Raw genomic sequence first — 13,747 nt, 5'->3', positions numbered from 1 at the left:
GGTCAGCCGCGGCTGACCAGCGAACGCAGGAAGAACGTGAGGTTGGCGGGGCGCTCGGCGAGGCGGCGCATGAAATATCCGTACCAGTCGGTGCCGTACGCGATGTAGACACGCATCCGGTGTCCCTCGGCCGCCAGCCGGAACTGCTCGGCCTCCCGGATGCCGTACAGCATCTGGAACTCGTACTCGTCGGGCTTGCGTCCGGCGCGCCGGGCGAGGTCCTGGGCGATGGCGACGATGCGCGGGTCGTGGGTGCCGACCATCGGGTACCCGGAGCCGTCCATCAGAATCCGCAGACAGCGGATGTACGCCCGGTCGACCTCGGCCTTGTCCTGGTACGCGACGGAGGCGGGCTCCTTGTAGGCGCCCTTGACGAGGCGTACGCGCGAGCCGGCCGCGGACAGGGCGCGGCAGTCCTCCTCGGTACGGAAGAGGTACGACTGGACGACGGCACCGGTCTCCGGGAAGCGTGCGCGCAGCTCGGCGTGGACGGCGAGCGTCGAGTCGATGGTGGTGTGGTCCTCGGCGTCGAGGGTGACCGTGGTGCCGACGGCGGCGGCGGCCTCGACGACGGCGGTGACGTTCTTCAGGGCGAGGTCGTGCCCGCCGGGCAGCGCCTGTCCGAAGGAGGAGAGCTTCACCGACATCTCGGCGCGGGCGCCCAGCTCCAGCGGCGCCAGGGCCTCGATCAGCCGCAGGTACGCGTCCCGGGCGGCGAGCGCCGCGGCGGGGTCCGTGATGTCCTCGCCGAGGACGTCGAGGGTGACCTCCAGGCCCTGGTCGGCGAGGGACCGGACGACGGGGGTGGTCTCCTCGACGGACTCGCCGGCGATGAATCGGTTCACCACGGGCCTGGTGACCGGGGCGGCCGACAGGGTGCGGCGCAGGGCGTCGCTGCGCGACGCGGCAAGGATCACGGGACCCAGCACAGGGACCTCCACGGTGGATCGAACGGTGCGGCAGGGGAACGGCAGGAGAACCACTGTGAAACCTAGGGATCGCTCCGATCCTCTGCCATCGACACCTGTCACGCATCCGTGGCCCGGATCTCAGACAGATGTCTGAAGGCGGTGGGAGAATGTCCGGGTGAAGGACGATTACCAGGAACTGGTCGACGAGATCTCGGCACTGCTCGGCGTCCCGGCGACCCTGGAGAACCGGGACTTCGGACTGATCGCCTTCGGGGTGCACGACAGCGAGGACGACACGGCGATGGACCCGGTCAGGACGCGTTCGATCCTGACGCGGCGCTCCACGCCCGCCGTCCGCGCCTGGTTCGAGGACTTCGGCATCACCCACGCGTCAGGACCCGTCCGGATCCCGGCGGCGCCGGACGCGGGGGTGTTCCGGGGCCGCATCTGTCTGCCCGTACGCCACCGGGGGCGGGTCCTCGGCTACGTCTGGCTGCTCGACGACTCCGACCCCGGGCCGGGCGGCGCCGCGCTCGCGGCGGCCATGGAGGTGACGGAGCGGATCGGTGAACTCCTCGCCGACGAGGCGAAGGCGGGCACCGACCTCGCCAGGGAGCTGCGGGCCGTCCTCGCCGCGGGCCCCGGCTGGCAGCGGGAGACGGCGTCGGCCGCGCTGCGTGCGGCGCTGGGCCCGAGCGCGGACGGGACGCACCTCCTGCTCTGCGTGGCGCCGTGGGGCGCCGAGGAGCCGCCGGTCCGGGCCGTGCCGGGGACTGCGGCGCTCTGCACCCTGCCGCTCCCCGCGCCGTACGGGGCGCACGCGGCGCGCGGCGCGGACGGCGACGGGGCGCTGGCCCTGCTCGTACGGCTGCGCTCGGCGGACGCGGAAGCCCCCGTCCTGACGGCCGCGGCGCGGCTGCGCGAGGCGGCGGGCCCGGCCGGCGGGGCCGGGGTCTGCGCCCCGCGCCGGGGGCTGACGGAGCTGCCGGAGGCCTGGCGCGAGGCGGTGGGCGCGGCCCGCGCCTCGGTGGCCCAGCCCCGGCTCGGCCCGGTGGCGCGATGGGCGTCGATGGGCGCGTACCGCCTGCTGACGGCGCTGCCCACGGCGCCCGACCCCGCGGTCCTGACCCTGCTCTCCCCCGCCCACGGCGAACTGGCCCACACCGCGGAGGTCTTCCTCGACCACGCGGGCCAGGCGGGCCGCACGGCCTCGGCGCTCGGCATCCACCGGCAGACGCTCTACTACCGGCTCTCCCGGATCGAACAGCTCACGGGCCTGGACCTGGCGGAGGGCGAGGACCGGCTGCTGCTCCACATGGCGCTGAAGGCGGCGCGCCTCTGACCGGTTGCAGGATCCGCAGTTTCGTGAGCACTTCCGCGTGATCATGAGCACCGTTCGAGCACTTCCGCGTGATCATGGGCAGCGATTACGTTCAGTAGCTGTCGGTAGTCGTCTGGGCATCTTTGGAGCAGACGAGGAGGACGACGAGCTGACAGTGAAGGTCCAGCACTTCGAAGAGCCGCCAATTGCGTCTGGGTAACTTAGCAAGTCAGATACATGCACTTGATGTTAAGTGATGGGTTCCCTAGCGTTCTCGGCATGAACCTCACCGTCCTCGCGGCATCCGGCCAGACCGGAATCGCCCTCACTCGACAGGCGCTGCGACGTGGTCACACCGTGACCGCCATCGCGCGTGATCCCGGGCGGATCGTGTCCGACTCCCCGAACCTGCGCATAGTGGCGGGCGACGTGAACGACGCGGCCGGTATCGCCGCCGTCGTGGACGGGGATTCCGTGGTCCTTTCCGCGCTCGGCACGGACCGGGCCGGGATTCTCCTGACCGGCGCCCGGGCCGTAGTCGCCGCCGGCCCGCGGCGCGTCATCTGGCTCGGCGCCTACGGCACGGGCCAGTCGGCCGAAGTGGCGGGAGAGGGCGCGGGCGTGCTCGCCAAGGTGCTGGGCGACCGGCTCGCGGACAAGGTCGAAGCCGACAACACCGTTCTCGCGGCCGGGGGCACCGTCTTCCACGCCGGGATGCTCGCCGACGGGCCGGAAAGCCCCCGCCGGCGCACGGTCGGCCTGGAGTCCGCGCCTCCCTTCGACCTCGCTGCGAAGGTCAGCCGGGAGACCGTCGCGGCGGCGATGCTCGACGAAGCCGAGACGCCTGGCTTTCCCGGCGCCGTGGCCCTGCCACTGGCGGAATAGGCGAAGTGGTCAGCAGGCGGAGTGGGCGGAGTGGTCAGCAGGCGGTGATCTCCTCGAACGACGCCCGGACCTGCTCGCGGAGCCAGGCGTGGGCGGGGTCGGAATCGTAGCGCTGGTGCCAGTTGCAGTTGACCGTCGCCGCCGGGGACTCGATGGGCAGCGGCCGGGCGAGGAGCCCGAACGCCTCGATGAGCGGACGGCCGAGGATCGCCGTGCAGGTGACCAACGCGTCGCCACGGGCGGCGATCTGCAGGGCGGTGGACACCGTCGCCACCGCCGCGACCACCCGGCGCCGCAGGCCTTCGGCGGCCAGCACGTCATCGATCGACGCGGTGAGACGGCCACGCCGGGAGATCACCACATGCGGCTGCGCCGCGTAGGAGGCCAGGTCGAGTCCGGCGGCACAAGGGTGGTCCGCACGCATCGCCACGACGAGCCGATCGTCGCCGAGCGGCTCCGACCGGAACTCGGGCAGACTCGGCCTACCACCACCGAGTTCCAGGTCGACGCGCCCGTGTCGCAGGTCGTCGGTGTCGACAGTGTTCTCCGCCAGCACCCGCAACTGCACCCCGCTAGCCCGCTGCTGGATCCTGTCGACCAGTACCGGCACCAGCGACGCGGCCACCGCGTCGTGACACTGGATCGTGAAGGTGCGCTTCATCTCGGCCGGGTCCAGCTCACGGATCGGCGAGAGCACTTCGTGCGCTTGCCTGACCAGCCGGTGAACGTCCTCCCGCACCGACACCGCGTACGGGGTGGGAGCCATCGAGTGGCCGGTGCGCACCAGGATGTCGTCCCCGGTGACGGTACGAAGCCGGCCCAGGGTGCGGCTGACCGCGGGCGAGGACAGGTGCAGCCGCTCGGCCGCGCCCATCACGCTGCCCTCTTCGAGCAGGGCGTCCAGCACGGTCAGCAGATTCAAGTCCAATTGCATACAAGTAAATCCTCACGAGGCACAGATCCACTTCAATTAACTTCAGGAGCATCCCATGAGCCAGGACCTGCTTGCCGCCACCGTCGCCGCCGTCCGCCACGCCGGCGCCCGGATGATGACGCGCTATTCCACCGAGTCCCGTCCGCCCGCGCTCCCCGAACTGCTCGCGAACCTCCAGGCCAATGACGCGGCCGTTGTCGACACGTTGCGCCCAGCACTGACCGAGGCCCTGCCGAGCGCGGGCTGGCTCAACGACGAACACGGATCGGGACCGCTGGCCATGGGCGAGTGGTGGCTCATCGACCCGGTCGGCGGCAACGTCAACGCCGTGCAGGGCATGCCCGACTGGAACATCGGCGTGAGCCTCGTCCGTGACGGCCGCCCGGTGCTGGCGGTGGTCCACTTCCCGGTCCACGACGAGATGTTCACCGCGACCGAGGGTGGCGGGGCGTTCCTCAACGGTGTACGGCTGCGGGTTTCGGTCAAGTCGTCGTTGGACGGCGCACTGACCGGGACCGGCCAGGCCCGGCCCGGTCACGACCCCGAGCTCGCGCAGCGGATGGGCTCCGCCTTCACCGCGATGACAAACGCCGCCCTTCATGTGCGGGTCTCCGTCCCTGTGACCCACCAGCTGGCCCAGGTCGCCGCGGGCCGCATGGACCTGCACTGGCAGTTCGACAACGTCCGGTCCCACGCGGCAGGTGTGCTGCTGGTCCAGGAAGCCGGAGGCGTCGTCACCGACATCGAGGGCAAACCGTGGGAACTGACCGACGGGAGCTACCTCGCCGCCGCGCCGGGTGTGCACGCCGCCGCGCTGGAAGTCCTCACCGCCTGAGAGAAGTACGGCCCGAGGGAAGTCCGGATCCAGCTTCCTCCCCACCCCCACGAACGGGAGCATCACGCATGACGACCACCGTGCCGCCCGGCCTTGCCGAGCTGACCGAGATCATGGCTTACGTCGACTTCGCGACCAGCGCGTCGACGTCCGTGCGGGAGGCCTTGGGCCTCGGCTCGTTGCACGCGGGCTCGACGCGGGCACTGGCCATCCGCGCGGACCCGAGCCACTTCTTCAACCGGGCCGGCGGGTTCGGCGCCGACAGTCCGATCACCGTCGACGGCCTGGTCCGGGTGTGCGACTTCTATCGGGAGCGGGGGGTGTCGCAGGGCTCGCTCATGATCGCACCGCCGTTGCTGCCACCGGACTGGGCCGACACCGCCGCGAAACTGGGCCTCGCCGAGAGCAGCCGATTCACCAAGCTGGGCTGCGACATCGAAAATCTGCCCACCGTCACCGACCGTGCCGCGCTGGATCCGGGTTGGCGCGTCGGCGTCGTCGAAGCCCATCAGGCCCGGGAGTGGGCCACGGTCATGATGACCACCTTCGGGTTCACCTCCCCGGAAATGACCGAGATGGCCGCGTCATGCGTGGGCAGGGCGAACTGGCGGCAGTACGCGGTCTGGGCGGATGAGCGGATCGTCGCGGTCGGAAGTGTCTTCCTGAACGGGGAGTGCGCCGACATGTTCGGCGGGGCGACGCTCCCGGAAGCGCGAGGCCGTGGCGCCCAGTCGGCGCTGCTCACCGCTCGCATCAGGGCGGCCACCGCTGAGGGCTGCCGCTGGCTCGTCGCCGAGACCGGCGTGGAAGGCCCCGGTGAACACAACCCGTCGCTGCGCAACATGGTGCGCGTCGGCTTCGAGCCGTTGTACGAGCGGGCCACCTGGCTGTGGCGTGCGTAGCTCACCTGACCCGTACCCCAGCACTCCGCAGACAAGGACGACCATGAGTACCCTCACCACACCCCGAACCACTCCGCCGGCACGGGTGAACCGAGTCCGCTGGCGCATCCCGGCTCGGCTGCGCAAGAGCATCCTGGCCACGCATGTCGTGTCGGCGGGAGCCTGGATCGGCATAGATGTCATCTCCGCCGTTCTGGTGGTGATCGGCTGGGTACGCGCGGGCGACGACCGCACCGCCGTATACCAGGCACTCGCGGACTTCTTCGTCGTTCCCCTGCTGCTGTCGGCTCTCGCAGCGGGAGTGGTCTGCCTTGTCACCGGTGTCCTGCTCGGGCTGGCGACCAAGTGGGGACTCGTTCGCTACCGGTGGGTCGCGGTGAAGCTGGCCCTCAACGTCATCGCCTGTGTGATGATGCTGGCCTTCTTGGGCCCGATCACCGAACTCGCCTCGGGCGAACAACCGTTGCAGGACATCTGGTTCGTCGCGTTCCTCGCCGTCACCGCCATGGTGCTGCTGAGTCTCGCGATGGTGCTCTCGGTCTTCAAGCCGTGGGGCCGGGTCCGCGAGTAGTTCTCGCCCGGTCAGCGCTGATCAGGGGCGCAGAACAGGAAGACCTGAGAACTTCTCGCGCGCGCCGATGTACGGCAGCCTCTCCACAGTCGAGGCGATTACCAGCAGGCGAAAACGCGACGCACACGAGATGGGGAATACCGGGACACCGGCATCCGACCGAAGTTCCGTATCTCACGGGCGCACCTGCCCACCGACCACCGCCGAACACACCGCCGCGCGACACCTCGCCCGTGTCCTGACCATCGCCGGACTCCGCGATCGCACCACCACTACCAAAACCCCAGCTCGGTCCTACCCGAGACGGTTGCGGACGCGCGGCTCCTTGGCCACGTCCAGCACCTCACCATCCCGCCCGGGGACCGTGACCATCACAACCAGGTCGCCATCATTCCCGGCCCCGGCCGGCCCGAGTAATCCCCACCCACGATTGGATACGTCATGACCGTCCGCGCCTATGTGGTGGACCAGGCAGCAGGACCCACCCGTCCATACGAGTACGAGCCCGCGCCGCTGGGCCCGCTGGAAGTCGACGTGGCACTCACCCACAGCGGCATCTGCCAGACCGACATGGGCCTGATCGACGACCACTTCGGTCTGAACCGCTTCCCCGCCGTCGCCGGACACGAGGGCATCGGCACCGTGACGGCAGTCGGCTCCGCCGTCGACCCCCAGCAGTTGCAGATCGGCCGGCGTGTCGGCGTGGGGGCCATCGCCGGCTCCTGCTTCCACTGCGAATGGTGCCTGTCCGGGCAGCAACACCTGTGCCCACAGAAGGACGACGTCATCTTCCGTGATCAAGGGGGCACCTTCGCCAGCCACATACGCGCCGGCGACTGGCGTCACGTCATTCCCATCCCCGACGCCCTGCGCTCCGCCGAGGCGGCACCGCTGCTGTGCGCCGGCACCACGGTCTTCAACGCGATCGTCGAGCACGGCGTACGCCCCACCGACCGCGTCGCGGTCGTCGGTATCGGCGGGCTCGGGCACCTCGCTCTCCAGATCCTCCGCGCGTGGGGCTGCCATGTCACGGCCATCTCCACCAGTGCGGACAAGGAAGACGACGCCCATCGCTTCGGCGCCGACACCTTCCTGACCTCCGATCAGGTGTCACAGGCCGGCGAGCGCTTCGACTTCATCCTCGACACCGTCGGCGCCGACCTGCCCTGGGACGACTACTTCGCCACCCTGCGCCCTCGGGGCAAACTGTGCGTTGTCGGCGTCCCGGCCAGCCCCTTCACCATCAACCAGATGAGCATCCTGCCGGCCTCGAAGTCCCTCGTCTCCGCCGTGGTCGGGCCTCCCGCCGTCACCCGGCAACTGATGGACTTCGCCGCCCGGCACCACATCCAGGCCAAGGCCGAGGTCTTCCCGCGCGACCAGATCGACCACGCCATCGACCACGTACGAAACGGCCGGGCCCGCTACCGCGCCGTCATCGACCTCCGCTAGGGCCTCTCGTTTGGATCTTGCTGGGCTCGCGTGCCCGCCGTGACATCAGCCGCTGCCGCGGCGGGCCGCGCCTCGCGGCGTTGTCGTCGGTCGTACTGCCACCTGTCACCACCAGCAGCCGCGCACTGATTTCACAGCCGGTGAACCCCGGTCAGCCGAACCGGGGTTCACCGTGACCAGTGAGACGTCACCCGTTGGCAGGGGTTCGATCGCGGAGAACCACCGATTGCTCACCAACCAGCGGTATCGCCGCTGCTCACGGTGCACGGATTCCGACGTTTCCCGCAGGTACCAGTGGTCATCAAGCTACGGTTCCTACACCGGTTCCGGGCTCGGGTACGCGGGCGGCCTCACCCCGGCAGGCGTCGACGCGGGGAACGGCCGAAGGGCCCGGTGGGATGCCACCGGGCCCTTCGGTCGGGAACAGAACGAGGCGCGTCAGTCCGTGAGGTTCACCGAGCGGGCCGAGACCGCGCCGATCTCGGCGGCGATCTCCGTGAGCACGGTCTGCGGGACCGTGTCGTCGACGGTGAGGACGACCAGCGCCTCGCCGCCCTCCTCCGCGCGGGAGACCTGCATGCCCGCGATGTTCAGCCCGGCCTCGCCGAGGATCCGGCCGACCGTGCCGACGACGCCGGGGCGGTCCTCGTACCGCAGCACGACCATGTGCTCGGCCAGCGCCAGGTCCACGTCGTACTCGCCGATCGCGACGATCTTCAGCAGGTGCTTGGGCCCGGCCAGGGTGCCGGAGACCGAGACCTCCTCGCCGCCGGAGAGCGTGCCGCGCACCGTCACCACGTTGCGGTGGTTCGGGGACTCGCTGGAGGTGGTGAGGCGGACCTCGACACCGCGCTCCTGCGCGAACAGCGGCGCGTTCACGTACGAGACGGTCTCCGCGACGACATCCTCGAACACGCCCTTGAGCGCCGAGAGTTCGAGCACCTTCACGTCGTGCTGGGTGATCTCGCCGTAGACCTCGACGTCGAGCCTGGCCGCGACCTCGCCCGCGAGGGCGGTGAAGATCCGGCCGAGCTTCTCGGCGAGCGGCAGGCCCGGGCGTACGTCCTCGGCGATGACCCCGCCCTGGACGTTGACCGCGTCGGGGACCAGCTCACCGGCGAGCGCGAGCCGTACGGAACGGGCGACAGCGACGCCCGCCTTCTCCTGCGCCTCGTCGGTGGAGGCGCCGAGGTGCGGCGTGCAGACGACCTGGTCGAACTCGAAGAGCGGGGAGTCCGTGCAGGGCTCCTTCGCGTACACGTCCAGACCGGCGCCGGCGACCCGGCCCTCCTTGAGGGCGGAGGCGAGCGCCGCCTCGTCGACGATCCCGCCGCGCGCGGCGTTGACGATCCGGACCGACGGCTTGACCTTGTGGAGCGCGTCGTCGCCGATGAGGCCGATCGTCTCCGGCGTCTTGGGCAGGTGCACGGTGATGAAGTCCGACACCTCCAGCAGCTCGTCCAGCGTCAGCAGCTTGACGCCCATCTGCGCGGCGCGGGCCGGCTGCACATAGGGGTCGTAGGCGACGATCTTCATGCCGAAGGCGGACATGCGCTGCGCGACGAGCACGCCGATCCGGCCGAGGCCGACGACGCCGAGGGTCTTCTCGCTCAGCTCGACGCCCGTGTACTTGGAGCGCTTCCACTCACCGTTCTTGAGCGCGGTGTTGGCCTGCGGGATGTGGCGTGCGGTCGCCACGAGCAGACCGCAGGCCAGCTCGGCGGCGGTGACGATGTTCGACGTCGGCGCGTTGACGACCATCACGCCGGCCTTGGTGGCGGCGGAGACGTCGACGTTGTCGAGGCCGACCCCGGCGCGGGCGACGACCTTCAGCTTCTTGGCCGCGGCCACGGCCTCGGCGTCGATCTTGGTCGCGGAGCGGACGAGAATCGCGTCCACGTCGGCGATGGCCGGAAGCAGCTCCGCGCGGTCGGCGCCGTTGCAGTGCCGGATCTCGAAATCCGGACCGAGCGCGTCGACGGTGGCGGGCGAAAGCTCTTCAGCGATGAGTACGACAGGTTTCGAGCTCACGTGAGTCCTCACAAGTCCCATTGCGGACGGCCGTCCCGACGGCCGCATGCGGTGGAGGGGTCCTAGGGCGGAGCGCGCCCTAACCGCGTGAAAGACGCACGACGCTGTGGGCCTGACGCGTATGTGTTGAGCAGTGTAATGCTGCGCCGGGCTGCGTTTCCGCCCGTGCGGCAGGATCACTCGTACGTGCGGCCAGGCGGCAGGGTGCCGTGCGTCGCGGATGGGCGGGCGGCCCCGGTCCGGTCCCGTCCCCCTCGTCCCTTCCGGGATCCCGGGGGATCAGGAGCGGTGCCGGGGCCGCCCGCCCACGGTGTTACGCGTCCTCGTCGTCGACCCAGCTCATGAGCTTGCGGAGCTCGGCGCCGGTCGTCGCCAGCAGGCTGTCGCTGTCGGCCTTCTTGTACTCGTTGTACTTCTTCAGACCGCCGTGGTACTCGTCCATCCAGTTCTTGGCGAACGTACCGTCCTGGATCTCGGCCAGGATCTTCTTCATCTCGACCTTGGTCTGGTCGTTGATGACGCGCGGGCCGCTCACGTAGTCGCCCCACTCGGCGGTCTCGGAGACCGACCAGCGCATCTTCTCCAGGCCGCCCTCGTACATGAGGTCCACGATCAGCTTCAGCTCGTGGAGGCACTCGAAGTACGCGATCTCCGGCTGGTAGCCGGCCTCGGTCAGCGTCTCGAAGCCCGCCTTGACCAGCGCGGCGGTACCGCCGCAGAGCACGGCCTGCTCACCGAACAGGTCGGTCTCGGTCTCTTCCTTGAACGTCGTCTTGATGACGCCGGCGCGGGTGCCGCCGATGCCCTTCGCGTACGAGAGGGCCAGCGCGAACGCCGTGCCGGAGAAGTCCTGCTCGACGGCCGCGATACACGGAACGCCGCGGCCCTCCTCGTACTGGCGGCGCACCAGGTGGCCCGGGCCCTTGGGGGCGACCATCGCGACGTCGACATTGGCCGGCGGCTTGATGAAGTCGTACCGGATGTTCAGACCGTGGCCGAAGAACAGCGCGTCGCCGTCCTTCAGGTGGTCCTTGATGGACTCCTCGTACACCTGGGCCTGGATCGGGTCCGGCACCAGGATCATGATGACGTCGGCCTCGGCGGCGGCCTCGGCGGGCGTCACGACGCGCAGACCCTGCTCCTCGGCCTTGGCCTTGGACTTGGAGCCCTCGTGCAGGCCGACGCGGACGTCGACACCCGAGTCACGGAGCGACAGCGCGTGGGCGTGGCCCTGACTGCCGTAACCGATGACCGCGACCTTGCGGTTCTGGATGATGGACAGGTCGGCATCGTCGTCGTAGAACAGCTCGGCCACTGGGTCTTCTCCTTGGTGTGCACTTCTGTGAAATGTCGCAGCTTGCGTCCCACCGTACGGCGGGATGGGCGAAGCCGGTCTCCCGGTCTCGGTATTCGAACCGGACCGGGCGGGGTCCTGTTCGCCTCTCGTGGCGAGGGGGGTCAGGCGCTGCGGTCCAGGGCCCGCAGGCTGCGGTCCGTGATGGACCGCGCGCCACGCCCTATGGCGATCGTCCCGGACTGCACCAGCTCCTTGACGCCGAACTGCTCCAGCATCTTGAGCATGGCGTCGAGCTTGTCACTCGATCCGGTGGCCTCGATCGTGACCGCGTCGGGTGACACGTCGACGGTCTTGGCGCGGAAGAGCTGGACGATCTCGACGATCTGGGAGCGGGTCTCGTTGTCGGCGCGGACCTTCACCAGGACGAGCTCGCGCTGGATCGCAGCGCCGGGCTCGAGTTCGACGATCTTCAGGACGTTCACCAGCTTGTTGAGCTGCTTCGTCACCTGCTCCAGGGGCAGTTCCTCGACATTGACCACAATGGTGATGCGGGAGATGTCGGGGTGTTCCGTGACACCGACGGCGAGCGAGTCGATGTTGAAACCGCGGCGGGAGAACAGCGCGGCGATCCGGGCGAGGATGCCGGGGGTGTTCTCCACCAGAACGGAGAGCGTGTGCCTGGTCATGTGTCGGTCTCTTCTCTCGTTCTCGCGGCTCAGTCGTCGGCGCTGTCGCCGAAGTCGGGGCGGATGCCCCGGGCGGCCATGACCTCGTCGTTGGAGGTGCCTGCGGCGACCATCGGCCACACCTGGGCGTCCTCGTGGACGATGAAGTCGACCACGACGGGGCGGTCGTTGATGGCGTTGGCCTTGGCGATGACCGCGTCGAGATCGTCCGGGGACTCGCAGCGCAGGGCGACACAGCCCATGGCCTCGGACAGCTTGACGAAGTCCGGGACGCGGGTGCCGCCGCTGGGGCCGCCGCCGTTGTCCTGTCCCGAGTGCAGGACGGTGTTGGAGTAGCGCTGGTTGTAGAAGAGGGTCTGCCACTGGCGGACCATCCCGAGCGCCCCGTTGTTGATGATCGCGACCTTGATCGGGATGTTGTTGAGTGCGCAGGTGGTGAGTTCCTGGTTGGTCATCTGGAAGCAGCCGTCGCCGTCGATCGCCCAGACGGTACGGTCCGGCTGCCCCGCCTTGGCGCCCATGGCGGCCGGCACGGCGTATCCCATGGTCCCGGCGCCGCCGGAGTTCAGCCAGGTGGCGGGCTTCTCGTACTCGATGAAGTGCGCGGCCCACATCTGGTGCTGGCCGACGCCCGCGGCGAAGATCGTGTCCTCGGGGGCCAGCTGGCCGACGCGCTGGATGACCTGCTGCGGCGAGAGCGAGCCGTCCCCGGGCTGCTCGTAGCCGAGGGGGTAGGTCTCGCGCCAGCGGTTGAGGTCCCGCCACCAGGCCGGGTACCCGGCCTGGGCGGCCTCGCCGACATGGCCCTCGGTGCGCTCCGCCTGGACGGCCTGGACGAGGTCGGCGAGGACCTCGCGGGCGTCCCCGACGATCGGCACGTCCGCGATGCGGTTCTTGCCGATCTCGGCGGGGTCGATGTCCGCGTGGACGATCTTGGCGTGCGGCGCGAAGCTGTCCAGCTTGCCGGTGACGCGGTCGTCGAAGCGGGCGCCGAGGGCGACGATCAGGTCGGCCTTCTGGAGCGCGGTGACGGCGGTGACCGAACCGTGCATGCCCGGCATCCCCACGTGCAGCGGGTGGCTGTCGGGGAAGGCGCCCAGCGCCATCAGGGTGGTGGTGACGGGGGCGCTGGTCAGCTCGGCGAGGACCTTCAGCTCGGCGGTGGCGCCGGCCTTGATGACGCCGCCGCCGACGTACAGGACGGGGCGCTCGGCCTGGGTGATCAGCCGGGCGGCCTCGCGGATCTGCTTGGCGTGCGGCTTGGTCACCGGGCGGTAGCCGGGCAGGTCGTGGGTGGGCGGCCAGGAGAAGGACGTACGGGCCTGGAGGGCGTCCTTGGCGATGTCGACCAGGACGGGGCCCGGCCGGCCCGTGGAGGCGATGTGGAACGCCTCCGCGATGGTCCGCGGGATGTCCTCGGCCTTCGTGACCAGGAAGTTGTGCTTGGTGATCGGCATCGTGATGCCGCAGATGTCCGCCTCCTGGAAGGCGTCCGTGCCGATGGCCTTGCTCGCCACCTGGCCGGTGATCGCGACGAGCGGCACGGAGTCCATGTGCGCGTCGGCGATCGGGGTGACCAGGTTGGTGGCGCCGGGTCCCGAGGTGGCCATGCAGACGCCGACCTTGCCGGTGGCCTGGGCGTAACCGGTCGCGGCGTGACCCGCGCCCTGCTCGTGGCGGACGAGGACGTGCCGGACGCGGGTGGAGTCCATCATCGGGTCGTACGCGGGGAGGATGGCGCCGCCGGGGATGCCGAATACGATCTCGGCCCCCACCTCTTCAAGAGACCGGATGAGCGACTGCGCGCCCGTGACGTGCTCGACTGAGGCGGAGGACGGTCCGCCGTTACGGGCCCGCGGCTGCGGATGGTGGGCCCCGGTGGCCTGCTCGGTCATCGGCATTCTCTTCTCGAAGCTGAGGGT

12 protein-coding genes are annotated in these 13,747 nt (G+C 69.8%); 6 read left to right on the top strand and 6 right to left on the bottom strand.

The features are described 5' to 3' along the window. Positions 1 to 2: 2 nt before the first annotated feature. Positions 3 to 929, bottom strand: a complete 927-nt coding sequence (locus ACIBJC_RS37950; protein ID WP_399300997.1) for a proline dehydrogenase family protein — start codon at positions 927 to 929, stop codon at positions 3 to 5. A 157-nt stretch (positions 930 to 1,086) separates the two neighbouring features. Between ACIBJC_RS37950 and ACIBJC_RS37945 the strand changes: the two genes are divergently transcribed. Together ACIBJC_RS37945 and ACIBJC_RS37940 are read left to right on the top strand one after the other, a co-directional pair. Next, complete coding sequence (locus ACIBJC_RS37945; RefSeq protein WP_399300995.1) at positions 1,087 to 2,253, top strand: PucR family transcriptional regulator; 1,167 nt, start codon at positions 1,087 to 1,089, stop codon at positions 2,251 to 2,253. 258 nt (positions 2,254 to 2,511) lie between these two features. After that, the gene (locus ACIBJC_RS37940) at positions 2,512 to 3,117 is read left to right on the top strand and encodes an NAD(P)-dependent oxidoreductase (protein WP_399300993.1); all 606 of its coding nucleotides are present in this window, start codon (positions 2,512 to 2,514) and stop codon (positions 3,115 to 3,117) included. A gap of 34 nt (positions 3,118 to 3,151) precedes the next feature. On the opposite strand, the gene ACIBJC_RS37935 is transcribed toward ACIBJC_RS37940, so the two are convergent. Next, positions 3,152 to 4,051: a LysR family transcriptional regulator gene (locus ACIBJC_RS37935; protein WP_399300991.1), complete on the bottom strand. Its 900-nt coding sequence runs from the start codon at positions 4,049 to 4,051 to the stop codon at positions 3,152 to 3,154. A 55-nt stretch (positions 4,052 to 4,106) separates the two neighbouring features. Between ACIBJC_RS37935 and ACIBJC_RS37930 the strand changes: the two genes are divergently transcribed. From ACIBJC_RS37930 to ACIBJC_RS37915, 4 genes are all read left to right on the top strand, one after another. Further along, complete coding sequence (locus ACIBJC_RS37930) at positions 4,107 to 4,886, top strand: inositol monophosphatase family protein (RefSeq protein ID WP_399300989.1); 780 nt, start codon at positions 4,107 to 4,109, stop codon at positions 4,884 to 4,886. 68 nt (positions 4,887 to 4,954) lie between these two features. Next, the gene (locus ACIBJC_RS37925; RefSeq protein WP_399300987.1) at positions 4,955 to 5,788 is read left to right on the top strand and encodes a GNAT family N-acetyltransferase; all 834 of its coding nucleotides are present in this window, start codon (positions 4,955 to 4,957) and stop codon (positions 5,786 to 5,788) included. Between the two features lie 43 nt (positions 5,789 to 5,831). Continuing rightward, a complete protein-coding gene (locus ACIBJC_RS37920) occupies positions 5,832 to 6,359 on the top strand; it encodes a hypothetical protein (RefSeq protein WP_399300985.1) in 528 nt (175 codons plus the stop codon). A gap of 441 nt (positions 6,360 to 6,800) precedes the next feature. Further along, positions 6,801 to 7,811: an NAD(P)-dependent alcohol dehydrogenase gene (locus ACIBJC_RS37915; protein WP_399300983.1), complete on the top strand. Its 1,011-nt coding sequence runs from the start codon at positions 6,801 to 6,803 to the stop codon at positions 7,809 to 7,811. Positions 7,812 to 8,249: 438 nt separating this feature from the next. On the opposite strand, the gene serA is transcribed toward ACIBJC_RS37915, so the two are convergent. From serA to ACIBJC_RS37895, 4 genes are all read right to left on the bottom strand, one after another. Beyond that, the gene (gene serA, locus ACIBJC_RS37910) at positions 8,250 to 9,842 is read right to left on the bottom strand and encodes a phosphoglycerate dehydrogenase (protein ID WP_399300981.1); all 1,593 of its coding nucleotides are present in this window, start codon (positions 9,840 to 9,842) and stop codon (positions 8,250 to 8,252) included. Positions 9,843 to 10,155: 313 nt separating this feature from the next. Then, a complete protein-coding gene (ilvC, locus tag ACIBJC_RS37905; RefSeq protein WP_399301028.1) occupies positions 10,156 to 11,223 on the bottom strand; it encodes a ketol-acid reductoisomerase in 1,068 nt (355 codons plus the stop codon). Between the two features lie 77 nt (positions 11,224 to 11,300). Beyond that, positions 11,301 to 11,825 (bottom strand): acetolactate synthase small subunit, encoded by a 525-nt coding sequence (gene ilvN / locus ACIBJC_RS37900; RefSeq protein ID WP_329822124.1) that lies wholly within the window; start codon positions 11,823 to 11,825, stop codon positions 11,301 to 11,303. Positions 11,826 to 11,854: 29 nt separating this feature from the next. Further along, a complete protein-coding gene (locus ACIBJC_RS37895; protein ID WP_399300979.1) occupies positions 11,855 to 13,726 on the bottom strand; it encodes an acetolactate synthase large subunit in 1,872 nt (623 codons plus the stop codon). Positions 13,727 to 13,747: the final 21 nt, after the last annotated feature.

The sequence above is a fragment of the Streptomyces sp. NPDC050509 genome, from assembly GCF_044457965.1.
Taxonomy (GTDB): domain Bacteria; phylum Actinomycetota; class Actinomycetes; order Streptomycetales; family Streptomycetaceae; genus Streptomyces.
This window is presented reverse-complemented; position numbering and strand designations above follow the sequence as displayed.

Coding starts and splice junctions, on each gene's coding strand:
- ilvN (WP_329822124.1), bottom strand. CDS start 11,825: ATGACCAGGCACACGCTCTCCGTTCTGGTGGAGAACACCCCCGGCATC.
- ACIBJC_RS37925 (WP_399300987.1), top strand. CDS start 4,955: ATGACGACCACCGTGCCGCCCGGCCTTGCCGAGCTGACCGAGATCATG.
- ACIBJC_RS37915 (WP_399300983.1), top strand. CDS start 6,801: ATGACCGTCCGCGCCTATGTGGTGGACCAGGCAGCAGGACCCACCCGT.
- ACIBJC_RS37940 (WP_399300993.1), top strand. CDS start 2,512: ATGAACCTCACCGTCCTCGCGGCATCCGGCCAGACCGGAATCGCCCTC.
- ACIBJC_RS37930 (WP_399300989.1), top strand. CDS start 4,107: ATGAGCCAGGACCTGCTTGCCGCCACCGTCGCCGCCGTCCGCCACGCC.
- ACIBJC_RS37935 (WP_399300991.1), bottom strand. CDS start 4,051: ATGCAATTGGACTTGAATCTGCTGACCGTGCTGGACGCCCTGCTCGAA.
- ACIBJC_RS37895 (WP_399300979.1), bottom strand. CDS start 13,726: ATGCCGATGACCGAGCAGGCCACCGGGGCCCACCATCCGCAGCCGCGG.
- ACIBJC_RS37920 (WP_399300985.1), top strand. CDS start 5,832: ATGAGTACCCTCACCACACCCCGAACCACTCCGCCGGCACGGGTGAAC.